The organism is Arthrobacter sp. Soc17.1.1.1, assembly GCF_036867195.1.
In the GTDB taxonomy this organism is placed as follows: Bacteria; Actinomycetota; Actinomycetes; order Actinomycetales; family Micrococcaceae; genus Arthrobacter_D.
Genome location: NZ_JBAJII010000001.1, coordinates 2,844,830 through 2,871,509, shown reverse-complemented (window position 1 = coordinate 2,871,509; position 26,680 = coordinate 2,844,830). Strand labels below are relative to the sequence as shown.

24 protein-coding genes are annotated in these 26,680 nt (G+C 70.5%); 8 read left to right on the top strand and 16 right to left on the bottom strand.

From position 1 onward, the window contains the following. Positions 1 to 26: 26 nt before the first annotated feature. The 10 genes from V6S67_RS13230 to V6S67_RS13185 all read right to left on the bottom strand — a co-directional run bounded on the left by V6S67_RS13230 (position 27) and on the right by V6S67_RS13185 (position 10,536). Positions 27 to 404, bottom strand: a complete 378-nt coding sequence (locus tag V6S67_RS13230) for an Hpt domain-containing protein (RefSeq protein WP_334210683.1) — start codon at positions 402 to 404, stop codon at positions 27 to 29. A 102-nt stretch (positions 405 to 506) separates the two neighbouring features. Next, the gene (locus V6S67_RS13225) at positions 507 to 1,388 is read right to left on the bottom strand and encodes a type II secretion system F family protein (protein ID WP_334210682.1); all 882 of its coding nucleotides are present in this window, start codon (positions 1,386 to 1,388) and stop codon (positions 507 to 509) included. A gap of 13 nt (positions 1,389 to 1,401) precedes the next feature. Next, positions 1,402 to 2,337 carry a type II secretion system F family protein gene (locus tag V6S67_RS13220; protein ID WP_334210681.1) on the bottom strand — a complete coding sequence of 312 codons (936 nt, stop codon included), beginning with the start codon at positions 2,335 to 2,337 and terminating at the stop codon, positions 1,402 to 1,404. Positions 2,338 to 2,341: 4 nt separating this feature from the next. Then, positions 2,342 to 3,778 (bottom strand): CpaF family protein, encoded by a 1,437-nt coding sequence (locus V6S67_RS13215; RefSeq protein WP_334210680.1) that lies wholly within the window; start codon positions 3,776 to 3,778, stop codon positions 2,342 to 2,344. Then, on the bottom strand, positions 3,775 to 4,971 hold the full coding sequence (locus V6S67_RS13210; protein WP_334210679.1) for an AAA family ATPase: 1,197 nt from the start codon (positions 4,969 to 4,971) through the stop codon (positions 3,775 to 3,777). The genes V6S67_RS13215 and V6S67_RS13210 overlap by 4 nt, the downstream gene beginning before the upstream one ends. Further along, positions 4,968 to 5,735, bottom strand: a complete 768-nt coding sequence (gene cpaB / locus V6S67_RS13205) for a Flp pilus assembly protein CpaB (protein WP_334210678.1) — start codon at positions 5,733 to 5,735, stop codon at positions 4,968 to 4,970. The genes V6S67_RS13210 and cpaB overlap by 4 nt, the downstream gene beginning before the upstream one ends. Then, the gene (locus tag V6S67_RS13200) at positions 5,732 to 6,766 is read right to left on the bottom strand and encodes a Tad domain-containing protein (RefSeq protein WP_334210677.1); all 1,035 of its coding nucleotides are present in this window, start codon (positions 6,764 to 6,766) and stop codon (positions 5,732 to 5,734) included. The genes cpaB and V6S67_RS13200 overlap by 4 nt, the downstream gene beginning before the upstream one ends. After that, the gene (locus tag V6S67_RS13195) at positions 6,763 to 7,146 is read right to left on the bottom strand and encodes a TadE/TadG family type IV pilus assembly protein (protein WP_334210676.1); all 384 of its coding nucleotides are present in this window, start codon (positions 7,144 to 7,146) and stop codon (positions 6,763 to 6,765) included. Before V6S67_RS13195 ends, V6S67_RS13200 begins: the two co-directional genes overlap by 4 nt. An 85-nt stretch (positions 7,147 to 7,231) precedes the next feature. After that, positions 7,232 to 7,501: a Flp family type IVb pilin gene (locus V6S67_RS13190; RefSeq protein ID WP_334210675.1), complete on the bottom strand. Its 270-nt coding sequence runs from the start codon at positions 7,499 to 7,501 to the stop codon at positions 7,232 to 7,234. A 260-nt stretch (positions 7,502 to 7,761) separates the two neighbouring features. Further along, the gene (locus tag V6S67_RS13185; RefSeq protein ID WP_334210674.1) at positions 7,762 to 10,536 is read right to left on the bottom strand and encodes a hypothetical protein; all 2,775 of its coding nucleotides are present in this window, start codon (positions 10,534 to 10,536) and stop codon (positions 7,762 to 7,764) included. Between the two features lie 319 nt (positions 10,537 to 10,855). On the opposite strand from V6S67_RS13185, the gene rplM reads away from it, so the two are divergent. The 4 genes from rplM to V6S67_RS13165 all read left to right on the top strand — a co-directional run bounded on the left by rplM (position 10,856) and on the right by V6S67_RS13165 (position 14,095). Next, on the top strand, positions 10,856 to 11,299 hold the full coding sequence (rplM, locus tag V6S67_RS13180) for a 50S ribosomal protein L13 (RefSeq protein ID WP_334210673.1): 444 nt from the start codon (positions 10,856 to 10,858) through the stop codon (positions 11,297 to 11,299). 40 nt (positions 11,300 to 11,339) lie between these two features. Then, entirely contained in the window at positions 11,340 to 11,837 is a 498-nt protein-coding gene (gene rpsI, locus V6S67_RS13175; protein ID WP_334210672.1) for a 30S ribosomal protein S9, read from the top strand. A 222-nt stretch (positions 11,838 to 12,059) separates the two neighbouring features. After that, positions 12,060 to 13,418, top strand: coding sequence for a phosphoglucosamine mutase (gene glmM, locus V6S67_RS13170; RefSeq protein ID WP_334210671.1), 1,359 nt, complete (start codon positions 12,060 to 12,062; stop codon positions 13,416 to 13,418). 59 nt (positions 13,419 to 13,477) lie between these two features. Continuing rightward, a complete protein-coding gene (locus V6S67_RS13165; RefSeq protein WP_334210670.1) occupies positions 13,478 to 14,095 on the top strand; it encodes a DinB family protein in 618 nt (205 codons plus the stop codon). Positions 14,096 to 14,130: 35 nt separating this feature from the next. On the opposite strand, the gene V6S67_RS13160 is transcribed toward V6S67_RS13165, so the two are convergent. Then, complete coding sequence (locus V6S67_RS13160; RefSeq protein ID WP_334210669.1) at positions 14,131 to 14,943, bottom strand: sirohydrochlorin chelatase; 813 nt, start codon at positions 14,941 to 14,943, stop codon at positions 14,131 to 14,133. An 18-nt stretch (positions 14,944 to 14,961) separates the two neighbouring features. Then, the gene (gene nirD, locus V6S67_RS13155) at positions 14,962 to 15,324 is read right to left on the bottom strand and encodes a nitrite reductase small subunit NirD (protein ID WP_334210668.1); all 363 of its coding nucleotides are present in this window, start codon (positions 15,322 to 15,324) and stop codon (positions 14,962 to 14,964) included. 230 nt (positions 15,325 to 15,554) lie between these two features. Here nirD and nirB point away from each other — a divergent pair, with 230 nt between their 5' ends. Genes nirB through V6S67_RS13140 form a run of 3 tightly spaced genes read left to right on the top strand, consistent with a single transcriptional unit; the run spans position 15,555 to position 20,377 of the window. Continuing rightward, positions 15,555 to 18,230, top strand: coding sequence for a nitrite reductase large subunit NirB (nirB, locus tag V6S67_RS13150; protein WP_334210667.1), 2,676 nt, complete (start codon positions 15,555 to 15,557; stop codon positions 18,228 to 18,230). 3 nt (positions 18,231 to 18,233) lie between these two features. Beyond that, a complete protein-coding gene (gene cobA, locus V6S67_RS13145; RefSeq protein ID WP_334210666.1) occupies positions 18,234 to 19,259 on the top strand; it encodes a uroporphyrinogen-III C-methyltransferase in 1,026 nt (341 codons plus the stop codon). Further along, positions 19,256 to 20,377: a uroporphyrinogen-III synthase gene (locus V6S67_RS13140; RefSeq protein WP_334210665.1), complete on the top strand. Its 1,122-nt coding sequence runs from the start codon at positions 19,256 to 19,258 to the stop codon at positions 20,375 to 20,377. Before cobA ends, V6S67_RS13140 begins: the two co-directional genes overlap by 4 nt. Before the next feature lie 59 nt (positions 20,378 to 20,436). Here the strand turns inward: V6S67_RS13140 and V6S67_RS13135 are convergent, their stop codons facing one another. From V6S67_RS13135 to V6S67_RS13120, 4 genes are all read right to left on the bottom strand, one after another. After that, on the bottom strand, positions 20,437 to 22,011 hold the full coding sequence (locus V6S67_RS13135) for an FAD-dependent oxidoreductase (protein WP_334210664.1): 1,575 nt from the start codon (positions 22,009 to 22,011) through the stop codon (positions 20,437 to 20,439). Next, the gene (locus V6S67_RS13130; RefSeq protein WP_334210663.1) at positions 22,008 to 24,191 is read right to left on the bottom strand and encodes a molybdopterin oxidoreductase family protein; all 2,184 of its coding nucleotides are present in this window, start codon (positions 24,189 to 24,191) and stop codon (positions 22,008 to 22,010) included. The genes V6S67_RS13135 and V6S67_RS13130 overlap by 4 nt, the downstream gene beginning before the upstream one ends. 3 nt (positions 24,192 to 24,194) lie before the next feature. Beyond that, positions 24,195 to 25,607: an MFS transporter gene (locus tag V6S67_RS13125; RefSeq protein WP_442884806.1), complete on the bottom strand. Its 1,413-nt coding sequence runs from the start codon at positions 25,605 to 25,607 to the stop codon at positions 24,195 to 24,197. A 98-nt stretch (positions 25,608 to 25,705) separates the two neighbouring features. Then, positions 25,706 to 25,948 carry a hypothetical protein gene (locus tag V6S67_RS13120; protein ID WP_334210662.1) on the bottom strand — a complete coding sequence of 81 codons (243 nt, stop codon included), beginning with the start codon at positions 25,946 to 25,948 and terminating at the stop codon, positions 25,706 to 25,708. Here V6S67_RS13120 and V6S67_RS13115 point away from each other — a divergent pair. After that, complete coding sequence (locus tag V6S67_RS13115) at positions 25,947 to 26,678, top strand: SDR family NAD(P)-dependent oxidoreductase (protein WP_334210661.1); 732 nt, start codon at positions 25,947 to 25,949, stop codon at positions 26,676 to 26,678. The genes V6S67_RS13120 and V6S67_RS13115 overlap by 2 nt on opposite strands. Positions 26,679 to 26,680: the final 2 nt, after the last annotated feature.

Here is a 26,680-nt window from a genome sequence, read left to right as displayed (position 1 = left end):
CTGGCGGCTCGTCCCGGCCGGAAGCATCAGGCGGATGCCAGGTAGCGGACCTCAAGTTCGAGGATGGTGTCGAGTCCGCAGCGTTCGATGCCGGGCAGCGCCCTGCGGGCGGTGTCGAGGTCGGAGGAGGCCACGGCGGTCTCGAAGTCCGCGGCCAGGGCGGAAAGGCGTGAGGCCCCGACCATGGCGGACGAGTTGCGGAGGCTGAGGGCTGCGTCGAGGGCTCCAGCGACGTCGCGGTTGCTGACGGAGCTCTCGAGCCGGAAGAGGCGGTCCTCGAACCCGGTGATGTAGTCGCGTGCGAAGGCGCGGGCCGGCCGGGCGTCGTTCAGCTGCCGCTCGAGGTGGGACAGGACGGCCAGGTCCAGCAGCGGGAGACTCTTCGGGGCACTATTCGACGGCACCCCCTCAGGCTACGACCGTGATCTGACGGTTCGCGGTGAAGTCGGCCGATGCTGAGCGAGAAATGCGGAAGCGCTGATCCGTATCCGTGTCCCGGGTTCCGCTTACTGACCGGCGAACGTATCGATCACGTTGAGTACGGCAGGTCCGAGGATCACGATGAACAGCACGGGGAAAATGAACAGGAGCAGGGGGAACAATACGGCGACGGGCAATTTCATCGCCTTTTCCTCGGCCCGCTGGCGGCGCTTCACCCGCATCACTTTGGCCTGCGTCCGCAGGACCCCCGACAGGGCGATGCCGTAGGCGTCCGCCTGGACGATGGCCTTCACGAAACTGCGCAGCTCGGGGATGGTGCTCCGCTCGGCCATGGCGAGATAGGCTTCGCGCCTGCTGCGACCCACCTGCATGTCCTGCAGCGTGCGGACGAGCTCCTCGGCCAGGGGGCCTTTCCCCGTCTCCCCGGCACGCTGCATGGCGCTTTCGAACCCGAGCCCCGCTTCGACGGAGATCAGCATCTGGTCGAGCGTGTTGGCCAGTTCCAGGGCCATCGCCTTCTGGCGCTCCTGGCCCCTGCTGTAGAGCAGCAGATCGGGGACGAAGTAGCCGAGCACCGTGATGAAGAGCGCCAGCAGCACGAAGAGCCTGCTCGGGTTGGACTGCAGCAGGAACAGGCCGGCCAGGCCACCGGCGAGGCCGAGGAGGGGTTTGGCCGTGAGGACCTTCGCCAGGGGCATCGAGGCCGGGCGTCCTGCGAGGGAGAGCAGATGGTCGAGTTTCGCCACGTAGGCCCGGGGAGTGAGGCGCCGGCCGAGTCGGAGCAGGGAGTTCTGCCGGCCCCCGGCAACAGGGGCGAGGCCCCGACCCTGGTTGAGGTTGCCCTGCACCGTGCGGCGTACCTTCGCGTCCGAGGTGAGCAGTGCCCAGGCGAAGTAGCCGATGGGCGCGGAGGTCAGCAGGAGCGAGGCGAGCAGGATGAGGTCCACGGGTCTGCTTCCTTCAGAATTTCAGGTCGATGATCTTGCGCAGCCAGAGCCCGCCGATGGTCATCATGACGGCAGCCCCGCCGAGCATGACCCACCCCAGCGGCTTGGTGAACAGGGGATCGACGTACCCGGGGCTGACGACGGTGAGCATCAGCGCGATGCCGAAGGGCAGGGCAGCGAGGATGTAGGCGGAGAACTTGCCCTCCGCCGCCAGCGCCCGGATGTGCCCCTTGATCTCGGTGCGCTCGCGGATCGTATGGCCCACCTGGTCGAGCACGTCGGCGAGGTCTCCACCGACCTCGCGGTTGATCTGGATGGCCTGGGCGATCCATGCGAAGTCCTCGTTCTGCATGCGCTCCGAGGTGTCCATGAGCGAGGCGAGGAGATCCTTGCCGAGGCTCGTCTCGGCGACGATCCTGCGCATCTCCTCGGACGTCGGGCTGTCGGCCTCCGTCGCTGCGGCGTCGATCGCGCGGAGGATGCTGTGGCCTGCGCGGAGGCCGCCGGTGAGCAGCTGCAGGGTGTCCCCGAGCTGTGCGTCGAAGCGACGACGTCGTCGTCCTGTCAGGAACGAGACCACCAGATGCGCAGCGGCCGGGGACAGCAGGAGCAGGAGGACGCCGATGACCGGTGCGAGCAGCGCCCAGCCGAGCAGGAGGCCGGTGACACCCGCGAGGATGACGAGCAGGTACACCTCGGCCTGGCTCAGCTTCACCCCCGCGGTCTCCAGGACCTGCTGGTTCAGGAAGCGCATCGGACGGCGCTGCAGATAGCGGTCCATCGCCCGCCCGATGGCTCCCGCGAAGCGCGAGAGCTGCGAGTCCGGCTGGTCCACCGGCGGTCGGCGGCGATCGAGCGGCACGGGGGACTGGAGCGGCCTGAGTGCGATGAGGGCGAGCACGATGGCGCCGATGACGAGGGCGAGCCCGGCGAGGAGCAGGACGGTCATGCGGTTATCGCCCGCGCGGAGGGACGGATCCGAAGACGGCGGGGGACACCGTGATGCCCATGTCCTCGAACCGCTCCATGAAGCGGGGACGGATGCCCGTGGGGACGGGTCTGCCGAGGAAGCGGCCCTTGTGGTCCACACCCGCGGAGTAGTCGAAGACGAAGGCGTCCTGAAGGGTCACGACATCGCCCTCCATGCCCTGTACCTCGGTGACATGCGTGATGCGGCGGCTTCCGTCCCGGAGCCGCGAGATCTGGACCACGAGGTTGACGGCCGACGCCAGTTGTTCGCGGATGGCGCGCAGGGGCAGGTCCATGCCGGCCATGAGGACCAGCGTCTCGAGGCGTGCGACGGCGTCTCGGGGTGAGTTGGCGTGCACGGTGGAGAGGGAACCGTCGTGGCCGGTGTTCATGGCCTGCAGCATGTCCAGGGACTCACCGCCACGTACCTCGCCGATCACGATGCGGTCCGGGCGCATGCGCAGGGAGTTGCGGACGAGGTCGCGGATGGTCACGGCGCCCTTGCCCTCGGTGTTCGGGGGGCGGCTCTCGAGGCGCACCACGTGCTGCTGCTGGATCTGGAGCTCCACCGCGTCCTCGATGGTGACGATGCGTTCGTCGTCGGGCAGGAAGGACGACAGCACGTTGAGGAGGGTGGTCTTGCCGGTGCCGGTGCCGCCGGAGACGATGATGTTGAGCTTGGCCTTGACGCACGCATCGAGCAGTTCGGCCATCTCCGGCGTGAGGGTCCCGAAGTCGATGAGGTTCTGGACCGTGAGCGGTACCTTGCTGAACTTGCGGATGGTCAGTGAGGACCCGTTGACGGCCAGCGGTGGGATGACGGCATTGACGCGTGAGCCGTCCTCGAGCCGCGCGTCCACGAACGGGGACGACTCGTCGATGCGGCGGCCTACCTTCGAGACGATCCGCTCGATCACACGCCGGAGGTGCTCCTCCGAGCTGAACCGCGATTCGCTCAGGGTCAGCCGGCCCTTCTGCTCCACGTAGATCTGGTCCATCCGGTTCACCATGATCTCGGTGACGGACGCGTCGTCGAGGAGGCGCTGCAGCGGGCCGAAACCCAGGACGTCGTCGGCCACGTCCTGGATCAGCCGACGCCGTTCGTCCGGACTCAGCGGCACCTGTTCGGCGTCGATGATCTGGCTCAGCTCCTCACGGGCGATGGCCTTGAGGTCGTCCTCGGTGATCGAGGTGTCGCTGGCACGGACGCCCATGCGCTCGAACAGTGCGGACGCGGCGCGCTGCTTGAGGCCGGCGAAGACGTCGACCTTCGCCGTCCCCGGCTTCTCGGGAGCGTCGCGGACGATGGCAGGGGAGAGGGTCGCCGGGCGCGGCTCCTCGGCGGGCACGGCGGGTTCCGGGTCGACGACGGGGGGCGCGGCCGTGAGGCCTGCGGCCTGGATGCGGGCGGAGAGCTTCATCGGACAACCACGCGGCGGTGTGTCTTGCGCTGCGACTTGGCACGCCACTCGTGGTCGAAGCGCTGCACGAGGTCGGTGAGGCTCTTCGTCGCGGGATCGCGCACCTTGTCCTGCAGGAGTGGGACCCCGCGGTTCGTCGCAAGCGTGATGGCGCGGGATCGGGGGATCGACACATCGACGGGGGCAGCAAGGGTCGCCTCGATGTCCTGCACGGAGAGTCCGGTCCTGGTGTCCGCGAAGTTGAGGACCACGTGCCGTGTCTCCGGGAGGAGGTTGAGCTTGCTCAGGACGTCGAGTCCGGTGCGGAGACCACGCACGCTGGGCACGTCCATGCCGGTGACCCAGACGGCATCGGTGCACTGTTCCAGTGCGGCGAGGCTGGGTTCGGTGAGCCCTGGCCCGGTGTCGACGACGACGTAGCGGAACTCGAGGGCGAGCTGCTGGATCAGGCGGGTCACCTGCTCGGAACTGATGCGGTCGGCGTCGGCGGGGTTGCGCGGACCGCACAGCGCATAGATGCCCGAGGGGTGTGCCGTGAGGAACGCCTTGAGGACCATGGTGTCCTGTGTCGCGGCACCCGACACGGCGTCGAGCACCGAGTACTCGGGGTTCAGGTAGAGGCTCGTGGCCACGTCGCCGAACTGGAGGTCGAGGTCCACGATGACGACGCTCAGCGGTGCGATCTTCCCCAGCCCCACCGCGAGGTTCGTCGCGATCGTCGTCTTGCCGACGCCGCCCTTGGGGGAGAAGACCCCGATGACCAGTCCACTCTGCTTCTCGTGCGCGAGCTGCGCGTCGGTCCGCTGGCGGGTGGCGAACGCCTGGCAGGCGCGCTCGAGCTGGGCGCGGATGCTCGGCACGTCGGCGAGCGGCGACAGGATGTCGCGCACGCCGGCGCGCATGGCCTGCAGGGCGATCTCGGGGTGCGCGTCATGCACCAGCACCACGCTGATCTCGGGGAACTTCACGTCCACGATGATCGCCAGGCGCAGGGCGTCCTCGATGGCGACGCCCGGCCCGAACACCAGTACCTCGGGACGCTCGAGGGTGAGCTGGTCGAAGACCGCGTCGGAGTCGCCGGACAGGACGCTCGCGGGCAGGCTCTTGACGTGCCCCTGCAGCCCGCTGGCGACGGCGAGGCGCATCTTCTGCTCGAAGTCGGAGCTGGGAGTGATCAGGACGAATCGGCTCATCGGTACAGCACCTTGTCGTGGATGGTGATGGGTTCGGGGCTCTCCATCGCCGTGGTGGGCTCCTTACTGAGCCAAATCCGCTCGAACTCGTTGCCGAAGACCAGCTTTGTCGCTTGCTCTTCAGTGACGGCTACCGTCAGCATGAGCGAGCCGGATGGCAGGGCTTCCGCCTCGGCCCGTGCCTGCTCCTCAGGTGTTGCTGCCGGATCGACGGCTGCCGCTGATGGAGCGCGCTGTACCGACGTCACCAGGACCTTGTGCAAAACCAATTGCGTAGTGTCAGCGCCGGGTTCATCGGGCAGCGTGCCCGGCGTCATGGAGATGAAGATCCCCACGGTGTCTCCAGGCACAAGCTTGCCCCCTACAGCCTTCGCCGGCTCGACCGTGAACGACACTTCCTGCAGGCCCTCGGGCACCTCGACACTTCCGGTGATCGAGGTATCGTCCGGGTCCACGAGCCGCTCCGTGAGCACCTGCTCGCCGGGCATGAGCTCCACGGCGGTGACCTTCCCGGTGTAAGCATCGAGGTCCTTGAGCGCGGTGGGGGCGACGGCGGTGGCCGGTAGCTGCTGCGTGGTGAGGAAGGGCATGAGCTCCTCCGTCGGCGTACCCGCCGGAACAGCGGTCGCGACGACGAGGACGTCGACAGGGTCGAGACCCGCGACGGCGCGTGCTTCGGCGCCCTGCGTGTAGCCGAAGAGCATCATCGCCCCGACGAGGGCGAGCACGACGGCCGCGACGCCGGCCAGGAGACGGGATTTCATGGGGTTGCTTCCTCGAGGGTGAGACGGACCACGGCACCCATGGTCGGGTTGTAGGGGCCGAGCGTGTAGGCGGAGTCCAGGCTGACCATCTTGACGAATCTGCCGATGATGCCGATGCATTGCGTGGAACTGCACTTGTAGCCGGGGTAATAGTTGTCACGGAAGGAGTCGGGAAAGGTGGAATTGCCTTCTTGCTTGAACTTCCAGCCGTGCACTTCGAAGGCAGCAAAACCGATGAGCTGATACACCGCGTTATTGCCGCTGTCGCTGACACTGCGGTAGATGGGGAACAGGCCGATAGGTGCTTCGCCGGCTTCGATCTTCGTCCGCCATTCCTGCAGCAGGGGGACGCAGTCGTGGGGCGCTCCGGTGTTACCGGTGTTACTGCCCGAGGCACTGTGTGCGATGTTGACTAATGCTTCACACTTGTCTGCTACTTGATTGAGGCTGCCGAAGCCTCCCGGGGGGCCGCCGGCGCAGGCAGGCGTGGCGTCGGATTTCTTGCGGAACTCGACGACCTGCCAGCCGGGGCCGTCCTTCAGTTCGCACTCGGAGAAGGTGATGGGAAACGGGGCGGGCCCGGCAGTGGGGCTGCCCCACTCGGCCGTCGATGCCGCAGTCACCTCGCTGGAGCTGATCCCCAAAACGTTGGCAAAGAGGAGTGACATGCGGTTGGGAGCCTGGCCGTCCTGAAGCGCGCCGGTGGTGACTGTCACCTTGCGGGTGCTCTTGTTGACGATCACGTTCTTCACGTTGGTCTTCGCGTCGAGTGCGTTGCTGTTGGCGAGGCTGCGAGCGATAGGCGACGTCGAAGCACAGTCACCATCGCTGAGGTCCACAGCACACTTCTGTGCGATGGCGAACGCACCGGCGTCCGCGCCGTTCTGCAATTGGGCCTTCTCGGAGACGAGCATGCCGACGTCGATTGCCAAGGCCGCGAAACCGAGCAGAACGACCATGAGGAGGGCGACGAGTACGCTGACGGCGCCCTGCTCCCGGGCATCCTCGGGCTTCGCTGTGTGCTGCCTCAACCGCCGCACAGCATGACTCCCTTGCCCGTCATCGAGAACGGCCCGGCGATCTTCGTGAGGGTGCTCAACGTGTACGTGATGGTGACAGTGGCTGTGCCGCCTCCCGGGCAGGGGGTTGCCGCCGTCGAACCAGGGACCGAGATCGCGATGTCTGTTGCTTTGAGTGGCGGGCTGAACCTGCCCGCAGCGGTGATCGCCGATGCCCGGGCCTTTGTCGTGTCCTTCGAGATGGCCATGACACGAACGCCCTCGCGGGCGGCATTGGTCAGCGTTACCTGCGCGTTGAAAGCTCTGCCGAACTCCATGATGCCGAGGAGGAGCAGGATGAGAATGGGCAGAACGAGAGCCATTTCGACGGCAGCGGCGCCCCGTTCTTTCATCGATTGCTCCCTGGTTGACGGTTGGCCGAGCAGAGCGTTCGTAGGACCGAACGAACGCTCTGCTCGGCCGAGTGAATTTATGCGACTAGGCGCAGCGTGGCTCCGTTGCGGGTGTGCCAGCGGCGCCGTCAACGCCAGGCACGGCGGCGCTGCCAGCCGAGAAGTTGCCGCCCGAGATTGCGCAGGATGCCTTGACGAAGGACGTTTTTAGGCCCCCACCGAGCAGCGTGACCGCCGCGATGATGACGACGGCGATGAGGGCGACCATGATGCCGTACTCGACGGCAGTGGCGCCGTCTTCCTTGCGGACCAGGCGGGGGAGGATGTGCATGCGGGTGTTCGAGACGAGGAACATGTGGAGACTCCTGAGGGGGACGGTGCGGCTGGCCCAGCGCCAGCACTGCCAGAAAGCTAGCAACCCCCGGACACGCAGGACCGTCCCTGCCCTGATCCTGATCGAACGCTCGCACTATTGCACTGTCCCTGCGCAGAATCTGCGCCCGCGCTGCCGTCAAGCTCGGTTTCACGAACCGGGCACGACGTATGCGGACAGAAGCAGGGTCGGACGACGCAACGGATCGGTCCCACCGCCGGATGTACCAGGCGTACAGCTCGCTAGGTGCTCGTGGCGTGCATAGTCGGAGGCGTGCCGGCCGGGCTGTCCGACCCCTGTGGATCGCCCTGACGGTCGTGCCGGTCCGAACGGCCGGCTGCGGTGCCGCCACCAAGGAACCCGACGACGACGAGCACAACACCTCCGAGGAACGTTGCCGACAGGATCGCGGGATCCGGCGACAGCAGGGGGAGGATGCCGCGCCCAACCGGCAGGGTCCCTGCACCCTGGACGGTCCCGAAAGCAGCAAGGGCCCCGACACCGCCGAGCACGAGACCCGGGACGACGCTCCCGAGGGCCAGCGGCACGACCGTCCATCGACGCGTCGCGCTCGCCGTCGGACCCCGCGCCGCCCGTGGCCTCGGATCCTCGGCGCTCCGGGGACCACTCGCACCTGCCAGGGGTGCCGGCAGGATGACCGTAAGAGCCGCCAGCAGACAGAGCACCAGGATCAGCCACGCGAGGGGGGCGAGAGGTGCACCCAGCGGATCGACGGCCGCCGTCGTGACCACCGATCCCTCCGGCACCGAAGCACCGAGGGAGGCAGCGATCGACTCCGCGTCCGCTGCCGGGACCCAGTACTCGGACGGCTCGGCAGGGCCGTTCTCCGTGACCAGCAACGCATGGGAGGCGGTCCGGAGATCCGCGAGCGCGCCCGTCCCGCCCGTGACACCGGGTAGCGCGGGATGGACAGAGGCGACGACGGCAGCGAGCGCGGTGTCGCCGACCACGAGTTCGAGCGCATCGCCCTCCTGCGCACCGATCGACGAGGTGACAGCGACGGGTACGGGACTGCGGGTGGCACGCGTGGCGAGCCGGACCGTCAACGGTCCATCCGGCAGGGTGGCCACACTGAAGCCTGCACCGTCCTCCGGATCCGCCACGCCCGCCTCCACGGTTCCGGGAAGCGACGGCACGACGGCGAGGCCCGACGCGGCCGCGAAACGGCTCTCACCGGAGCCGATCCCAGCATCCGACGAGGAGCGCACCAGCGTCAGGGAGAACCCTGCACTGGCGGGCATCGATGATCCCCCGGACGGCGTCACCACGAAGTCCAGCGCCGCGATCGCCTCTGCCCGCAGGCCCTCGGGGATCGAGAAGGACAGCGAATGCTGCTGGGTCTGGTCCGCAGCGAGCGAGAGCGTCCCCGCGGGGATCCTTCGGAGCGTGCCGTCCTCACGCTCGAGCCACGCCGCGACCCCGACGCGCAGGGCGGACGCCGGGCCGGCCGCGGGCTCGCCGAGCGGCCCGGTGGTCAGCTGGAGGCGCACCTGGCGCGCGGACGGCTGCAGATCGAGTGCCGGCTCGGGTGCCGGGATCGCTGTAAGCAGCTCGTCTCCCAGCGGCCCGGCGTCGAGGCCTGCATCCCGGGGGAGCACGGCCGACAGCGAAGCCGCGTCGGCGGCAACCACTTCCAAAGCCGTCCCGCCCATCGTGCCGGGTGTGCGCAGTACCCGGGACGAGGGTGTGTCTTCGGGCAGCGGCACGTCGGCGGCGTCCGTGCCTGCGGGCACCACGATCCGCACGTCGCCCCCGTTGGTCAGTGCGGCCGCCGAACGTGCGGCGGCGTTCGTGGTCCCCACGACCATACCGGCGAGGGTTCCGGCACCGACCGTCAGCACCACGGCGAAGACCACGATGGACCGCTGCAGGGTCCGGCCGGTCGTCCCGGGCACAGGGGACTCCGGCTCCCAGCTGCGGGCATCGCGACGACGACGGACGGCCGCAGCGACACGCACGAGGAGCGCCGCCACGAGCAGGGAACCCACGGACACCACGACGGCCGGCGCGACGGACAGGGGCGGCAGGTCTCCGCTGTCCATGAGATGGGGAAGAACGAGGGCGAGGCCTGCGGTGCCGATCGATGCCGCCACGACGAGGCGACCGAACGGCAGGCCTGTGACGGTCTCTCGAGGGCCTCGCCGCAGGTGGACACCGGCAACTGCCCCGAGCAGAGCCACGAGGACCAGCCCGTTGAGCGCGAGGTTCTGCGTCATCCGGTGGGACGCGGCGACCTCCGTGAGGACCGAGGGCAGGTCGCCGGTCAGCGTGACGCCCTCCGGCGCGGTGCCCTGCTGCCCCAGATCTGAGGGAAGGCTCTCGAGCCGTTCGGCCGTGCTGCCCGCGGCCCCGGCTGACGGGTCGTCCGGCAGGGTGAACTGGAGGCCGACGCTCGCCGGAGCGGAGAAGTGCGAGAGGTCGGCAGCGGGGACGCCGAGGACCAGCCCCGTGCTCGCGGCGTCGCCGGCCGCCCTGTCCAGGAGCGCCGCATCGGGGCCCTCCGGCGAGGTTCCCGCCACACGCAGGCGCAGTGTGCCCTGCGTCCCCGTCACCGCCAGCGTGTCTCCGTCCGCTAGCCCAAAGCGCTCCGCCGACGCGCCCCCGACGGTCACGGGTATCGCGCCGTCGGCAACCGGCCCGGCATCATCGGCCCGCCAGCCCACCGCCGTCACGCGGAGGTCCGCGGGGAGGTTCACGGCAGAACCGCCCGAGGCGACGACGTCGACCGCTGCGCTCGCCGACCACTCGCGCACTGCGAGCGACGACGACAGGGTGGTGAGTGCCGGGGCGGCCTGCAGCCGTCGATCGGTGTCGGGGCCCGCCGGTACGGAGAGCTCCGCCGACGCGGAGGCGGCACGCGGGGAGGCCCGCAGTGCTGCGTCGGAGGCGACGCCCGGGCACAGGAGGAGTGCGACGGCGACGACGATCACGGCCGCGAGCCAGAGACCGAGCCGGATGCCGACGGATGCGGGACGTCGCGTGCTCTGCGTCCCCATGCCCACCTAGAACCCCCGGCCTCTTTTCCGGCCATCCTATCCAGCAGTTCCACGGGCGCCGGCTCATTTTGACCCATGGCAGCGCGGCACGCTATCCTTGGAAGTCGTTGTGCGTATCCCTTCTCGATACGTCTGCGCCTCACGGAGCGGTTCAGTTGCAGAACCACCTGGCCCGGAGGCGGAGCCGAGATTCACGGGATGACTGGTCGTATTTCAGCCCTCACCTGAAGTTCCGGTAGCGCATGAATAAGCTGAGCCCGCGGGTACGGAGATCTCCGTGGATGCGGGCGACACCGAAATAGAAACGAAGGCCATAACCGTGCGTACGTACACCCCGAAGCCAGGCGACATCAACCGCCAGTGGCACGTAATCGATGCAACCGACGTCGTCCTCGGCCGTCTTGCCAGCCAGACCGCAATCCTGCTCCGCGGTAAGCACAAGCCGACCTTCGCTCCCCACATGGACATGGGCGATTTCGTCATCATCATCAACGCCGAGAAGGTTGCCCTCACCGGCTCCAAGCTCGAGCAGAAGCGCGCCTACCGCCACTCGGGTTACCCGGGCGGCCTGAAGTCGACCAGCTACGTGGAACTCCTGGACAAGAACCCGGAGCGCGCAGTCGAGAAGGCTATCCGCGGCATGCTTCCCAAGAACTCGCTCGCCGCCCAGCAGATCGGCAAGCTGAAGGTCTACCGCGGCGCCGAGCACCCCCACGCCGCGCAGCAGCCCCAGACGTTCGAAATCACCCAGGTCGCCCAGTAGTCCTGGCCACCAGTACTAAGAAATCACTTCAAGGAGAACCGTGGCTCAGAACACTGAAGAGCTGAATGAATCGACTGAGGAGCTCACGAGCTACACCTCAGAGTCCACCGAAGGTGGCGAGACGGCCGTCAAGGAGCGTCCCGCGCTGACCGTCGGCGGCGGAGCCGTCGGACGCCGCAAGGAAGCTGTCGCCCGCGTGCGCCTCGTCCCCGGCACCGGCAAGTGGATCGTCAACGGGCGCGAGCTCGCCGACTACTTCCCGAACAAGCTGCACCAGCAGGAAGTCAACGACCCCTTCAAGCTCCTCGAGCTCGACGGCGCCTACGACGTCATCGCCCGCATCCACGGTGGTGGACCCTCCGGCCAGGCCGGTGCCCTCCGCCTCGGTGTGGCGCGCACGCTGAACGAGATCGACCGCGAGAACAACCGCCCCGCCCTCAAGAAGGCAGGCTTCCTGACCCGTGACGCCCGCGTCATCGAGCGTAAGAAAGCCGGTCTCAAGAAGGCACGCAAGGCGCCTCAGTACTCCAAGAGGTAATTTTCGCCTTCCCCGAGCGGAATCGCAGGCGCGATTCCGCTCGGGTCCCCTCGGCGAAAATTGCCTCTTGGCTCCACGCTCCAGGGCGCGGGCTGGGTCACATTCTTTCGTTATGTGGGGACACGCGCTGATGCCCGTCCGGGCTTCCGGACGGGCATCGTGCTTTAACCTCATGAGTATCACCCGTAGCGGTTTGCTGTTCTTCACCTAGGATGATCAACGATGAGCAAGTTATTCGGCACCGATGGTGTGCGCGGCCTGGCCAACGGCCTGATCACGGCCGAACTGTCCCTGCAGCTGGCCCAGGCAGCAGCTGTCGTCCTCGGTCATGACGCCGTCGACGGCGGACGCCGCCCCACGGCGGTGATCGCCCGCGATCCCCGCATCAGCGGTGACTTCATTGCGGCTGCTGTCGAGGCCGGTCTGGCGAGTTCCGGTGTGGACGTGTACGACGCCGGCGTGCTGCCCACGCCTGCCGCTGCCTTCCTCGTGGCCGACCTCGACGCCGACTTCGGCGTCATGATCTCCGCCTCGCACAACCCGGCACCGGACAACGGCATCAAATTCCTCGCCCGCGGTGGCAACAAGCTCAGCGACGCCCTCGAGGACGCCATCGAGGCCGAGATGGCCAACCCCGTGCGCCGTCCGGTGGCCGGCGACGTGGGACGCATCCAGCGCTTCGCCGACGCCGAGGACCGCTATGTGGTCCACCTGCTCCAGACCCTCCCGAACCGGCTCGATGGACTGAAGGTCGTCATCGACTGTGCGCACGGAGCAGCGAGCGGCTGCTCGCCCGAGGTCTTCCGGAACGCCGGTGCGGACATCGTGGTCATCGGCGCCGCCCCCGACGGCGTCAACATCAACGACGGCTACGGCTCCACCCACCTCGAGAAGCTGCAGGCGGCCGTCGTCGAGCACGGTGCCGATCTCGGCATCGCCCACGACGGCGACGCCGACCGCTGCCTCGCCGTGGACCACGAGGGCACCGTGGTGGACGGCGACCAGATCATGGCCGTCATGGCGCTGGCCATGAGGGACGCCGGGAAGCTCAGGGAGGACACGCTCGTGGCCACCGTGATGAGCAACCTCGGACTGAAGATCGCCCTGCGTGAGGCCGGCATCACCATCAAGGAGACCGCAGTGGGCGACCGCTACGTCCTCGAGGGGATGCGCGACGGCGACTACAGCCTCGGTGGCGAGCAGTCCGGGCACGTGATCTTCGCCGACCACGCGACCACGGGTGACGGCGTGCTCACCGGGCTGCAGCTCGCGGCACGCATCACCGGTACCGGCCGGAGCCTGAAGGAACTCGCGGCGGTCATGACGAGGCTGCCGCAGGTGCTCATCAACGTGCGGGGCGTGGACCGCACCGCGGCCAACTCCGACGAGGGGGTGCAGAATGCCGTGCGTGAGGCCGAGGCCCTGCTCGGCGAGACCGGCCGCGTGCTGCTGCGTCCGTCCGGCACGGAGCCGGTGGTGCGGGTGATGGTCGAGGCGACCGACATCGCGACCGCGCAGCGCATCGCCGAGGAACTCGCCGCGACCGTGCAGGACCGCCTGTCCCTCGAGCCCGCCGTCTGACGGACCGCCGTCCGGAGGGTCTCCCGACGCCGCCTGCCCTGCCCGGCTACAGTGCCCGCATGGACACCAGCAGACCGGACGACGATCAGGACCAGCAGAAGGCGACCCTTCTCCTGTACCTGCAGCGACGACGCGCCGACCTCGCGGGGAAGCTCGAGGGGCTGGGCGAGTACGACCTCCGCCGGCCCCTGGTGCCCTCGGGTACCAACCTGCTCGGGCTCGTGAAACACGTGGCGTCTGTGCAGCTCGAGTACTTCGGGGAGGTCTTCGGGCGTCCCGGTGAGCGGTCGTTCCCCTGGCTGGGCGAGGACGCCGAGCCCGAGGCGGACATGTGGGCGACGCCCAATGAGTCCCGTGACGCCATCCTCGCCCTCCATCACTTCTCGGCCGCCCACAGTGATGCCACCATCGAGGCACTGCCGCTCGACGCGCGGGGCACCGTGCCGTGGTGGCCCGAGGAGCGGCGCGAGGTCACCCTCCACACGGTCCTCGTCCATGTGATCTCCGAGATCGCCCAGCACGCGGGACACGCCGACATCCTGCGCGAACTCATCGACGGATCGATCGGCCGCGGGCCGGGCGATCCCAATCTCGGGGATCTCGGCGCCGAGGAGCGGGCGCGGTATGCGAGCCGTGTCGAGGCCGCCGCACGAGCCGCGGCGGGCATGCCGGGCTGAAGCCCTCCAGCGACGCGTGGGCCGCCCGGCCGCCGTCAGTCCACGCGGGCGCTGCCGCTGCGGACGCACGACGAGACCTGCGCCCGGCACGGTCGGTCGCAGCCCGCCGCACGGCTCGAGGACCCGACGAGCAGGCGCCGGACGGCGTCGTCGTAGCGCGTCAGCGCGATCTCGGCGATCACCGGGCTAGGGAGCAGCGGAGCGCTCACCACGTCGGCACCGGCCTTCGCCAGCTGGTCGTGGAAGTAGCCCGGAGCCAGCAGGTAGGACGCCACCGCGACAGGGGGCGTCCCCGTGCCGGTGCGCAGGGCCGCGACGGCGTCGGGGACGGAAGGGACGGCCTTCGAGCCGAAGCCTGCCCGCACCCGGCCTGTCCTGAGCTCGGCGAGGACCGCCTGTACCTCGGCGACATCCTCCGCGGCGCAGGCGTCGGAGGAACCCGCGGCGGCGAGCACCACGGGATCGGCGTCGGCGACCCCCGCCTCGGTGAGCCGCTGCTGGAGCACCCGGGCGAGCCGCGGGGCCGGACCCAACGGGAGGGCCGACACCGTTCCCGGCCTGCCCGCTGCCGCCCGGGCGATATCCACCTTGACGTGATAGCCGACGGAGAGCAGCAGCGGCACGATGACCGCCGGACGGCCCGCCGGAAGGGACGCGACCACGTCCACGAGGTCCGGCTGCTGCACGTCCACGTAGGCCTCGCGGACCTCCACCTCCGGACGGAGCGCCTGGATCCGCGCGCGCACGGCGTCGATCTCCCGCCGACCCTGTGCGTTGTCGGTGCCATGGGAGCAGGCGATGAGGACAGGTGGGCCGTCGGGTGCCCGGTGCGCGGTCATGCCAGCCATTGAAGCACCGTCCACCGCTCAGGCGGCGACGTCGACCTCGACGACGCCGTCCACGCACCGCACGGGATAGGCGCGGAGGCCCTCGCCTCCGGACAGGCGTGCCCCGCTCACCAGGTCGTAGACCTCCTTGTGGAGGGGCGAGGCGATCGTCGGAGCCGTCCCCCGCGATCCCACGATGCCCCGTGCCATGACGGCTGCCCCGGTGCGCGGATCGATGTTGCCGACGGCGTGTACCCGGTCGCCGGGCAGCCGGAACAGGGCGATCTGCTCCTGGCCCACCAGCGCCGCCTCGCCCCAGCACTCCTCGAGGTCGTCGAGGCGGCAGACGGCGACCCACGAGGTCTCCGAGAGGGCAGGACGCTGCAGGATGAGCTCGGTCATGGGGCGTTCTCCTCGGTGGCGGATGCGTTCCTGCAACGCTAGGCCGCCGACATGTCATCGACGTCCCGGTGCTGTTGCGCCGCGGTAACGTCCGCCTCACGGTGGACGCTCCGGCCCGTGAGCCCGAAGTTAACCTTGCGACACATCGGTGACACACGCGGGAAATTGCCCGTTCGTACCGTGGAGGCAGAGAGCAGCGGGAGCGCCCCGGTCCGGACGGAAGGCACCACATGAGCGAGACCCGATCACCCCGGCACGCCGAGACCGGTGCCGCGCCACGCGAACGGCGCATCGTCGTCGTGGGCGGCGGGCCGGCCGCCCACCGGTTCGTCGAGGCGTTGTGGCGGCGCGGCACCGAGGGACTGCACATCACCGTCCTGACCGAGGAGGCCCACGCACCCTACGATCGGGTGGCGCTGAGCAGCGCCCTGACCGGTGACGTGGACCTCGGACTCGGGGAGCCCCTCATGTGGCGGGAACCGGCGATCCGGCTCGTGACGGGGGAGCGGGCGGTCCGCCTCGACCTCGCGGCACGGTGCGTGGACGGCGCGTCGGGCGAGAAGTACACGTACGACGACGTGGTGCTGGCGACGGGGTCGGACGCCGTGCGCCTGCCCCTGCCGGGCGCGGAGCATGCCGCCGTCTACCGGACCCTCGACGACGTGCAATGGCTGCGCTCCGAGACGGCCCGACTGGCGGCACGCCTCGGCAGGCAGCCGCGCGCCGTCGTGATCGGCGGCGGCCTCCTCGGCCTCGAGGCCGCCGGCGGGCTCCAGCAGCTCGGTGCCGCATCCACCGTGGTCAACCGTGCCGGCTGGCTCATGAACGCCCAGCTCGACCAGGGCGGCGGCCAGGCGCTCGGCCGGCTGATCAGGGCCAAGGGACTGGGGATCCACTGCGGAGGAGCGCCCGTCGCCATCGAGACGGGCGACGGCTGCGTCACGGGCGTGGCGCTGGTCGACGGGGCCGTCCTCCCGGCCGACCTCGTGGTCTTCGCCGTCGGCATCCGGCCACGGGACGAGCTCGCCCGGGCCGCAGGGCTCGAGGTGGCACCCCGCGGTGGAGTGGTGATCAGCGCGGCATGCGAGACGGCGATGCCCGGTGTGTGGGCGATCGGGGAGGTGGCGAGCTACGAGGGCGTCAGCATGGGCCTGGTGGCTCCGGCGAACGCCATGGCGGAGGTCTGCGCGGATGGCATCCTCGGAGGGCTCTCCACCTTTCCCGGCTTCGACACCGCCACGAAGCTCAAGCTCTCGGGCGTCGAGGTCGCGAGCTTCGGGGACGCGCTCGCGGAGACGGACGGGAGCCTCGAGATCGTCTACGCCGACCCCGCCAGGGGGCTGTACCAGAAGCTCGTGGTCACGGACGACGCCACGACGCTCCTCGGCGGTATCTTCGTGGGCGACGCCGCACCGTACTCCGCGCTGCGGCCACTGCTGGGACGCGAACTGCCCGCTGAACCCGGCGCCTACCTCGCCTCCGCCGCGGGAGGCGACGCCCCCTCGTCCGACCTGCCCGACGACGTCATCCTCTGCTCCTGCAACAACGTGACCGCGGGCGCCTGCCGGTCGGCGGTCCACGGCCTCGGCCCGGACGGGTCCGCCGGCGGGCCCGCACTCGACCTACCGTCCCTCAAGGCGTGCTCGCGTGCCGGGACGCAGTGCGGCTCCTGCGTCCCGATGCTCAAGAAGCTGCTCGACAGCGAACTCACGAAGGCCGGACGCACGGTCCCGAAGGGCATCTGCGAGCACTTCGCGATGTCGCGGCCCGAACTGTTCGAAGCCATCCAGGCCCTCGATCTCGCGTCCTTCCAGGACATCATCCAGCGCTTCGGGGCGTCCGAGGAGGCGAAGGCCGGCCACGGCTGCGACATCTGCAAGCCGGCCATCGGCTCCATCCTCGCCACCCAGCGCGGGGAGTACGTGCTCGACGGCGGGCGAGGGACCCTGCAGGACACCAACGACCGCGCGCTCGCGAACATGCAGCGCAACGGCACCTACTCCGTGGTGCCCCGCATCCCCGGCGGCGAGATCACGCCGCAGAAGCTCGCGGTCATCGCGCAGGTCGCCGAGCAGTTCGGCCTGTACGTGAAGCTGACCGGCGCCCTGCGGATCGACCTCTTCGGGGCCCGGCTGGAGCAGCTGCCGGAGATCTGGAAGATCCTCGTCGAGGCCGGGTTCGAGTCCGGCCAGGCCTACGGCAAGGCGCTGCGGAACGTGAAGTCCTGCGTGGGGTCGACGTGGTGCCGGTTCGGCGTGCAGGACTCCGTGGCGATGGCGATCGACCTGGAGCTGCGCTACCGCGGGCTGCGGGCCCCGCACAAGTTCAAGATGGGTGTCTCGGGCTGTGCCCGCGAGTGCGCCGAGGCCCGGAGCAAGGACGTCGGCGTGATCGCCACCGACCAGGGCTGGAACCTCTACGTCGGAGGGAACGGCGGCTTCCAGCCCGCTCATGCCCAGCTCCTCGCCCAGGACCTCGACGGCGAGACGCTCATCCGGTACATCGACCGCTACCTCATGTACTACATCCGCACCGCCGATCGGATGCAGCGGACGGCGCGCTGGATGGACGACCTCGACGGCGGCCTCGACCACGTGCGCGACGTCGTCGTCGGCGACTCGCTCGGGATAGCCGCGGATCTCGAGGCCGCGATGGCCCGCCACGTCGAGCACTACGAGGACGAGTGGGCTGCCACCCTGAAGGACCCCGACAGGCTCCGCCGCTTCCGGTCCTTCGTGAACGCCCCGGAGGCCGCCGACCAGTCGATCGTCCTCGTCGAGGAGCGGGGCCAGCGCCGCCCTGCGACGCAGGAGGAGATCGACGCCGGAGCCGCTCGCGTGGGTCTGGGAGCAGTGATCCCCGTCCGCGTCCCGACGGGACCGGCAACAGGAAGCCTGGAGGGCTGAGCCGTGCACCTCGACATCGACCTGACCGGACGCCGTGTGGTGGTCGTCGGACCGGCGGGAGCGGCACGGCGGATCGTCGCCCGGTACGGCGCCTCCGGGGCCTTCGTCGACCGCTTCGACACGGTCGCGTCGGCCCTCGGCGCGCTCGACGGTGCGACCCTCGTCGTGCGGGTGGAGGGAGCGGGCACGGACGACGACGGGCTCCTGCACCAGCGCTGCCGGGAGGCCGGCACGCTCCTGACCCGGGAGCCGGCCGCCTCCGGGGCCGGGCACGTGAGCCTGGTCGGTGGCGGCCCCGGCGCCCGGGGACTCCTGACCCTCGACGCTGCCGCCGCGCTGAGGGACGCGGACGTCGTCCTCTACGACCGGCTCGGGCCCACGGAGTCGCTGGCCGAGATCGCACCGTCGGCGGAGCTCGTCGACGTCGGGAAACTGCCCGGCCACCACCGCGTACCGCAGGCGGGCATCAATGCCCTCCTGGTGCGGCACGCCCTCGCAGGGCGGCACGTCGTGCGCCTGAAGGGCGGCGACCCCTTCGTGTTCGGACGCGGCAGCGAGGAGCTCGCCGCGTGCCTGGAGGCGAGGGTGCCCTGCACGGTGCTGCCGGGGATCAGCTCGTCGATCGCCGTCCCGGCAGCCGCGGGGATCCCCGTCACGCACCGCGGCGTCAGCCACCTCTTCACCGTGGTCTCCGGACACGCGCCGCTGACCGACGAGGAGCATCTGCACCTCGCCGGTCTCGGCGGGACCATCGTGGTGCTCATGGGTGTCTCGACGCTGCCGCAACTGGTGGCGGGCCTCGGCCGGGCGGGCATGCGCCAGGACATGCCGGTCGCCGTCGTCGAGCGCGGGTACAGCGCGTCGCAGCGGACGACGTCGGGGACGCTGGCCACGATCGTCACGGCCGCAGGTGCCGCACGCTGCCAGTCTCCCGCGGTCCTGGTGATCGGCGAGGTGGTGCGCGTGGGTCTCGAACTGCAGGGCAGCGCCGCGCACCTCGCACGGCTCACCGAGTCGCTGGCATCATGACCGAGACCGTCCGTCCCGACGGATCCGGGGGCCAGCTGGCCGGATTCCGCATCGGCGTGACATCGGACCGCCGGTCGGGCGACCTGATCGATGCGCTCGAGCGGAGGGGCGCATCCGTCTTCCACGCTCCGGCGCTCAAGATCGCACCGATCGCGGAGGACGTGGCGCTCCTCGCGGACACGGCCGCCGTGGTCTCGGCACGACCCGACCTCTTCCTCATCACCACCGCGTACGGGATGCGCCGCTGGTTCGAGGCGGCCGACGCCGCGGGGCTGGGCGACGACCTCCTCGATGTCCTCGGGAGCGGCAGGATCTACGTCCGCGGTCCGAAGGCCAGGGGAGCGGTGCGTGCGGCGGGGCTGGACGACGTCGGGATCAGTTCCGACGAGACGACGGCGACCCTCGTGGACCAGCTGCTGCAGGAGGACCTCGCGGGCCTCACGATCGGCGTCCAGCTGCATGCCTACGCCGACGAGCACCAGCTCGAACGGCTCCGGGACGCCGGTGCCACACTGCTCACCGTCACGCCCTACCGGTGGATCAAGCCGGAGGGCTCGGAACGCCTGCCCCGGCTCATCGAGGCCGTGTGCACCGGGCAGCTCGACTGCGTCACCTTCACGAGCGCGCCGGCGGTCGATGCCCTGTTCAGCACCGCGGCCGAGCAGGGCATGCAGGAGGATCTCGTGCACAGGTTCCGGCACGGCGTCCTCGCCGCCGCCGTCGGTCCGGTGACGGCGCAGCCGCTGCTCGACGCCGGCATCACACCGATCGTCCCCGAGCGGTTCCGCATGGGCGCACTGATCCGGCTCGTCTGCGACCACCTCGCCGAGCACCACGTGGAGCAGCTCCGGACACGCTCCGGCCGGGTCGAGGTGCGGGGACGGTCCGTGCGGGTGGACGACGCCCAGGTGGACCTCGCACCCGCCCAGCTCGTGCTCTTCAAGGCCCTGCTGTCGGCACGCGGCGCGGTCCTCAGTCGCGAGGCCCTGACGAGCCTCCTCACCCCGGCCGGCGCGGCTCACGCGCTCGACATGAGCGTCAACCGTCTACGGAAGTCACTGCCCGACCCGGCCCTGGTCGAGACGGTCGTCAAGCGGGGGTACCGGCTGAACGTCTGAGGCGGGCCGCCTGCGGCAGCCCGCGTCCCGACGGGATGGCTGCAGGGCCGCCGCCTTCGTCACGATGCGACCGCCGCGGCGAAGTGCTGTTCGATGACGGCCCGGATGCCGTCATGGCACCCGCCGCACCCGGTCCCGGCCCGCGTGGCGGCCGAGACGTCCTGGACGGAGGCGCAGCCGGCCGTCACGGAGTCCTGGACCGTACCCCGGGTGACGCCCGCACACCGGCACAGGGTGGTGGCCGGCCCGGGAGGGGATGCGGTCAGCAGACCCTCGGCGCTGTCGAGCCGCAGCAGGCTGGAGCGGTCCGCGGGAAGCTCGCTGCCCCGCTCGAACAGCAGGACCAGTTCGGCGCCCGTGCGCGGTATCCCGACGCAGACGAGGCCGGTCAGGACACCGTTCCGGGTGACCATCTTCGCGTAGCGCCCGTGCCCGGGGTCGGCCCACTCCGCCACGGTGAGTCCGGGCTCCACCGTCCAGGGATCGGCGTCCGTCTCACCTGCGGCCACGGCGTCGACGCCCCGGGCCTTCAGCACGACGACGGGGTCGCGCCGCACGCCGGGGTCGGCGCCGGCCGCGGGTCCAGGCCCGGGTACGGGTGTGGAGCCCGTCCCGTCGCCGGACAGCTCGGCCACGAAGGCCGCCCCGACGTCGTCCGCCTGCTGCCAGCCCGGGCCGATGAGGCCCTGGGGTGCGGTGGTGCCCGCGCATGCCCTGCAGGAGCTGCGGAGGCAGCACACCTCCGCGCAGTCGCCGATGGCCCAGATGTCGTCCGTGCCGACCGCGTGCAGCGTGTGGTCCACGAGGATGCCGTCCGCGACCGCCAGGTCGCAGCCCTCGGCGAGTTCGGTGCGTGGACGCACGCCGCAGGCGAGTACGAGCGCCCCGCCGTCGACCCGGGTGCCGCCCTCCAGGCCGATGCCCGCGAAGTGCCCGTCCTTCAGTTCGATCCTCGCGGACGTACCCGCCACGACGGTGATGCCGGCCTGCTGCAGCGCCGTCGCCAGCACCCGCGACCCGTCGCCGAGGAGCCGTCGCATCGGGGAGCGGCCGTGGTGCACGAGGGTCACCCGGCCGCCCTCCTCCGCTGCGGCGAGGGAGGCCTCGATGCCGAGGATGCCGCCGCCCAGCACCACGATCCGCTGTTGCGCGGCGAGCGCGGCGGCCACGGCCCGGGCATCGGAGAGGTCCCGGAGAAAGCTGACACCCGGCGGGAGCGGGTGTTCGTCGTCGGACCCGGCAGGCCCCTGCAGGCCGTCGAGCCGCGGACGGACGGGCCGTGACCCGGTCGCGAGGACCAGCCGGTCGTAGTCGAACGCCTCGCCGCCGGCCAGCAGCACGCGCCGGAAGGGCCGGTCGATCCGGTCGACGCGGACGCCGAGGCGCACGTCGATGCCCGCCGCCCGGAGGGTGTCCGTGTCCGCGAGCCCGATGGCGGCTGCGCGTGTACGGCCGACGGCGACGTCGGCGACGAGCACCCGGTTGTAGGCAGGATCGGCCTCCTGCCCGAGGACGGTCAGCGCGACGCGTCCGGCGGAGACGAGGGGCTCGAGGTGTTCGACGAGCCGCGCCGCGACGGGCCCGAAGCCCACGACGACGACGCGGACCGGGACGGAGGACCCGGAGGGGCTCATGCGCCGACCTCCAGGCCGCCGGCGCGGTGGGGGTACGGGGCGGAGGCCAGGCGCGCCACCTCGACGGGCGTCGTCTTGAACTCGGGCATACCGGACACCGGGTCCGTGCTGCTGCGCGTCAGGCGGTTCGCCGAGCCGGCGCCCGCGAAGTGGAAGGCCAGGAAGACGGTGTCCTGGCGGATGTCGGGGGTCAGGTCGGCCAGCGCACGGGCCTCGCCCTGGGCACTCGTCACGGCGACGTGGTCACCCTGCGCGATGCCGAGGTCCTGCGCGGTGGACGGGTGGAGCTGGAGCCGTGCGACGGGCTGCGCCGCGAGCAGCGCGGGGACGCGGCGTGTCTGGGTGCCCGACTGGTAGTGCTCCAGGAGCCGGCCCGTCGCCAGGAGCAGCGGGGCGGGCAGGCGGGCGGCGGTGGGGCCGGGCCGCGGGGCGACGGGGACCAGCACGGCGCGCCCGCCGGCGTGGGCGAAGGCGTCGAGGAACAGCCGCGGCGTCCCCGTGCTACCCGCCGGGTACGGCCAGTACGCGGGGTCGGCGCCGTCGAGCACGCCGTAGTCGAGCCCCGAGTAGTCGGCGAGACCCCCGGCGCTGGCACGGGCGAGCTCGTCGAACATGGTGGAGGGGTCCTCGCTGAAGAGGGAGGGCGCCTCCAGCAGGCGTGCGAGCTCCTGCATGATCCACAGTGCGCTGCGGGCCCCCGGTGGCGGCTCGACGGCCTGTCGCCGGCGCAGGACCCTGCCCTCCAGGTTCGTCACCGTGCCCTCCTCCTCCGCCCACTGCAGGACCGGCAGGACGACGTCCGCGAGGGCTGCGGTCTCCGACAGGAAGAAGTCGGACACGACGAGGAGGTCGAGGGAGCGCAGGCCCTCGATGACCGTCGCGGCGTCGGGCGCGGAGACCGCGACGTTGGCACCGTGCACGAAGAGGCAGCGTGTGCCGCCGGGTTCGCCGAGCGAGGCGAGGAGTTCGACGGCGGGCAGGCCGGGCCCGGGGATCGTCTCCTCCGGCACACCCCAGACACCGGCGACGTGGGCCCGCGCCGCCCTGTCGGTGATCTTCCGGTATCCCGGCAGCTGGTCGGCCTTCTGCCCGTGCTCCCGGCCGCCCTGGCCGTTGCCCTGGCCCGTCAGCGTCCCGTAGCCGCTGTGCGCCGTGCCCGGCAGCCCGAGGAGCAGCGCGACGTTGATCGCGGCCGTCGTGGTGTCGGTGCCGTCGGCGTGCTGCTCGATCCCGCGGCCGGTCAGGATGTAGGCACCGTGCCCACCGTCGGCACCTCGACGGGCGCCTGCGGCGAGGAGCCTCGCCACGGCACGCAGGGAGGCGGCGGGAACACCCGTGATGTTCTGTACGCGTTCGGGCCACCACCGTGCGACGCCGCGCGCGACCTCGTCGTACCCGCTCGTCCGCTCCTCGAGGAACCGGCGGTCCTCCAGTCCCTCGGTCAGCACCACGTGTGCCAGGCCCAGCAGCAGGACGAGGTCCGTGCCGGGTGTCGGCTGGAGGTGGACGCCCCTGCCCTGGTCGGTGAGGCGGGCGGTCGCGGAACGCCGGGGGTCGACGACGACCAGGCCGCCCGCGGCCTGCGCGCCTCGCAGGTGCTGGATGAAGGGCGGCATGGTGTCCGCGGCGTTCGAGCCGAGGAGCAGGACCACGGACGCGGCGCCGAGGTCCTCGAGGGGGAAGGGGAGCCCGCGGTCCACGCCGAACGCCCGGTTGCCCGCAGCGGCCGCCGAGGACATGCAGAACCGTCCGTTGTAGTCGATGCGGGACGTGCGCAGCGCGAGGCGGGCGAATTTGCCGAGCGTGTAGGCCTTCTCGTTGGTGAGTCCGCCGCCACCGAACACCGCGACGGCGTCCCGGCCGTGCCGGGCCTGGATGCTCCGGACACGGTCGCTGATGAGGCTCAGGACGGTGTCCCATGCGGCTTCCCGCAGCACGCCGTCGGCGTCCCGGAGGAGCGGTGCGGTGAGGCGGTCGGGATGGTCGAGCAGCTCCGCGGCGGACCAGCCCTTGCGGCACAGCCCGCCACGGTTGGTAGGGAAGTCGCGGGCGTCGACGCGGGCTCCGTCGGGGGTGCCGTCATGGGCGCCGTCATGGGTGGCCGACGCGGTGACCGTCATGGCGCACTGGAGGGCGCAGTAGGGGCAGTGCGTGGGCTGTCCGGTCCCTGCCTGCTGCATCGGTCAGACCTTGCCGAGGGTCGAGGAGCGGCGGAGGTAGAAGAACCACGTGACGGCGAGCATCAGGACGTATCCGCCGACGAAGCCGTAGAACGCTCCGTCATAGCTGCCCGACGCGCCCTTCGAGGCGTTGAGGACCTGCGGGATGAGGAAGCCGCCGTAGGCGCCGACCGCGGAGATCAGCCCGAGGGCAGCGGCGGACTTGCGGGCGGTGCTCACCGATTCGCGGAGTTCGGACCCTGCTGCGGCGCCGCGCCGGGCGAAGATGATCGGGATCATCCTGTACGTGGCGCCGTTCCCCGCTCCCGCTGCCGCGAAGAGGACGAGGAAGAGGCCGAGGAAGAGCCAGAAGTTCGCGAGGGGCAGGGTCCAGACCACCGTGAGTGCGATGGCGGCCATGACGGCGAAAGCCAGCACCGTGATGAGCGCCCCGCCGAACCAGTCGGCCAGGCGTCCGCCGAAGGGGCGGGCGAGGGAACCGACCAGCGGACCGAGGAAGGCCAGGCCCAGGGTGACCCCGCCCATGGTGATGGTGGAGAAGGCGGGGAACGAATCGACGATCAGCTTCGGGAACACCCCGGCGAAGCCGATGAACGAGCCGAACGTCCCGATGTAGAGGAACGCCATGATCCACAGGTGCGGCTCCCGGACGGCGGCGAGCGAACCGGCGAGGTCGCTCCTGGCGCTGGAGAGGTTGTCCATGTACTTCCAGGCACCGAAGGCGGCGACCAGGATCAGCGGTACCCAGAGCCAGCCCGCGAGCGGCAGGTCCACGGTCGCGGCGGCACCGAGCACGACGGCGATCGGCACCACGAGCTGGGCGACGGCCGCGCCGAGGTTGCCACCGGCCGCGTTCAGCCCGAGGGCCCACCCCTTCTCCCTGGCCGGGTAGAAGAAGGTGATGTTCGCCATCGAGCTGGCGAAGTTGCCGCCGCCGAAGCCCGCGAGGGCCGCGACCGCCAGCATCACGCCGAACGGGGTGTCGGGGTTCGACACGCAGACGGCGAGGCCGATGGTCGGGATCAGCAGGAGGAGGGCCGAGACGATCGTCCAGTTCCGGCCACCGAACCGCGGCACCATGAAGGTGTAGGGGATGCGCAGTGTGGCACCGACGAGGGACGGCATGGAGATCAGCCAGAAGATCTGCGACGTCGTGAACGTGAAGCCCGCGGCCGGCAGGTAGACGACGACGATGGACCACAGCTGCCAGACCACGAAGCCCAGGAACTCGCACGCGATCGACCACTGCAGGTTGCGCCGGGCGATGGACCTGCCGCCGCTGTTCCACTGGGCGGTGTCCTCGGCGTCCCAGTTGTCGATCCACCGCCCGGGGCGGTGGACCAGCGGTGGCGCGCTCGCGACAGGTGCCGGTTCCGCTGTCGCCAGTGCGGGAGATGCTGCTTCGTCGATGCTCACGGAAGTCCTCCAGGGGCTGGTGCGGCTGCTTCCCCCCGACGCTAGTGAGCGCGCGTTTCCGTCCACTGCGTGCTGCGTAAACGCTCCGTGACGTTCACCTATCCGCGCCGGACCGGCGTCGTGAGGTCGTGGCCGTCCGGTCCCGGTCCCGGTCCCGGTCCGGAGGCGGAGGCGGGTGCGGCGCCCGGCCGCAGGCCCCAGGTGGGGGAGCGCGGTATTGCGGACCACCCGAGGGCGGGGAATGCTGGGGACGACGCCGCGACGGACGTGCGGTGGGACTCGACGACGGAGGCGGACGATGCACGCAGCGGACCCACGGACCTGCGAAGGGGCACGATCATGAGGATCCTGGTCACGGGATCGGCGGAGGGGCTCGGCCTCGCCGCCGTGGAGGCCCTGCTCGCGCAGGGGCACGACGTCGTCGCCCACGCCCGCAACGAGGACCGTGCTGCCGGTCTCGCCGCGCTCACCGCGCGCGGCGCCGGACTCGTGGTGGGCGACCTCGAGCAGCGCGACGCCGTCACACGGATCGCCGACGAGCTGAATGCCGCGGAGCCGCTCGACGCCGTGATCCACAACGCCGGCGTCTACACCGGGCGCCCCGTGATGCCCGTCAACGTGATCGCGCCGTACCTCCTCACAGCGCTCCTGGCCGGCCCGCGCCGCCACGTCTACCTCAGCAGCGGCTCGCACTACGGCGGACGCGCGACGCTGCAGGGGGTCGACTGGCGAGGGACCGCCCCGGGCTCCTACGGCGACAGCAAGCTGTACGTCACGACCCTCGTCGCCGCACTGGCGAGGACGCGCCTCGACCTGCTGGCCAGTGCCGTCGATCCCGGCTGGGTGCCCACCCGGATGGGCGGGCCGGACGCACCGGACGACCTCGACCTCGGCCACCGGACCCAGGTGTGGCTGGCGACGAGCGACGACCCGGACGCGCTGGCGAGTGGCGGCTACTGGTACCACCGGCAGAGGCGCGAGCCGCACGACGCCGTGCACGACACCGCATTCCAGGACGACCTGCTCCGGGTGCTGGCCGACGAGACCGGGGTTCCCCTGCCGGCCGGGTGAGG

What these genes read in the sequence shown, in the direction of transcription:
- V6S67_RS13195 (WP_334210676.1), bottom strand. Translation starts at nt 7,146, where the DNA reads ATGAAAGAACGGGGCGCCGCTGCCGTCGAAATGGCTCTCGTTCTGCCC.
- V6S67_RS13140 (WP_334210665.1), top strand. Translation starts at nt 19,256, where the DNA reads ATGACCGAGACCGTCCGTCCCGACGGATCCGGGGGCCAGCTGGCCGGA.
- V6S67_RS13210 (WP_334210679.1), bottom strand. Translation starts at nt 4,971, where the DNA reads ATGAGCCGATTCGTCCTGATCACTCCCAGCTCCGACTTCGAGCAGAAG.
- V6S67_RS13120 (WP_334210662.1), bottom strand. Translation starts at nt 25,948, where the DNA reads ATGATCGTGCCCCTTCGCAGGTCCGTGGGTCCGCTGCGTGCATCGTCC.
- V6S67_RS13185 (WP_334210674.1), bottom strand. Translation starts at nt 10,536, where the DNA reads ATGGGGACGCAGAGCACGCGACGTCCCGCATCCGTCGGCATCCGGCTC.
- V6S67_RS13130 (WP_334210663.1), bottom strand. Translation starts at nt 24,191, where the DNA reads ATGCAGCAGGCAGGGACCGGACAGCCCACGCACTGCCCCTACTGCGCC.
- glmM (WP_334210671.1), top strand. Translation starts at nt 12,060, where the DNA reads ATGAGCAAGTTATTCGGCACCGATGGTGTGCGCGGCCTGGCCAACGGC.
- V6S67_RS13190 (WP_334210675.1), bottom strand. Translation starts at nt 7,501, where the DNA reads ATGTTCCTCGTCTCGAACACCCGCATGCACATCCTCCCCCGCCTGGTC.
- V6S67_RS13215 (WP_334210680.1), bottom strand. Translation starts at nt 3,778, where the DNA reads ATGAAGCTCTCCGCCCGCATCCAGGCCGCAGGCCTCACGGCCGCGCCC.
- nirD (WP_334210668.1), bottom strand. Translation starts at nt 15,324, where the DNA reads ATGACCGAGCTCATCCTGCAGCGTCCTGCCCTCTCGGAGACCTCGTGG.
- cpaB (WP_334210678.1), bottom strand. Translation starts at nt 5,735, where the DNA reads ATGAAATCCCGTCTCCTGGCCGGCGTCGCGGCCGTCGTGCTCGCCCTC.
- V6S67_RS13220 (WP_334210681.1), bottom strand. Translation starts at nt 2,337, where the DNA reads ATGACCGTCCTGCTCCTCGCCGGGCTCGCCCTCGTCATCGGCGCCATC.
- V6S67_RS13135 (WP_334210664.1), bottom strand. Translation starts at nt 22,011, where the DNA reads ATGAGCCCCTCCGGGTCCTCCGTCCCGGTCCGCGTCGTCGTCGTGGGC.
- V6S67_RS13160 (WP_334210669.1), bottom strand. Translation starts at nt 14,943, where the DNA reads ATGGCTGGCATGACCGCGCACCGGGCACCCGACGGCCCACCTGTCCTC.
- V6S67_RS13165 (WP_334210670.1), top strand. Translation starts at nt 13,478, where the DNA reads ATGGACACCAGCAGACCGGACGACGATCAGGACCAGCAGAAGGCGACC.
- nirB (WP_334210667.1), top strand. Translation starts at nt 15,555, where the DNA reads ATGAGCGAGACCCGATCACCCCGGCACGCCGAGACCGGTGCCGCGCCA.
- V6S67_RS13115 (WP_334210661.1), top strand. Translation starts at nt 25,947, where the DNA reads ATGAGGATCCTGGTCACGGGATCGGCGGAGGGGCTCGGCCTCGCCGCC.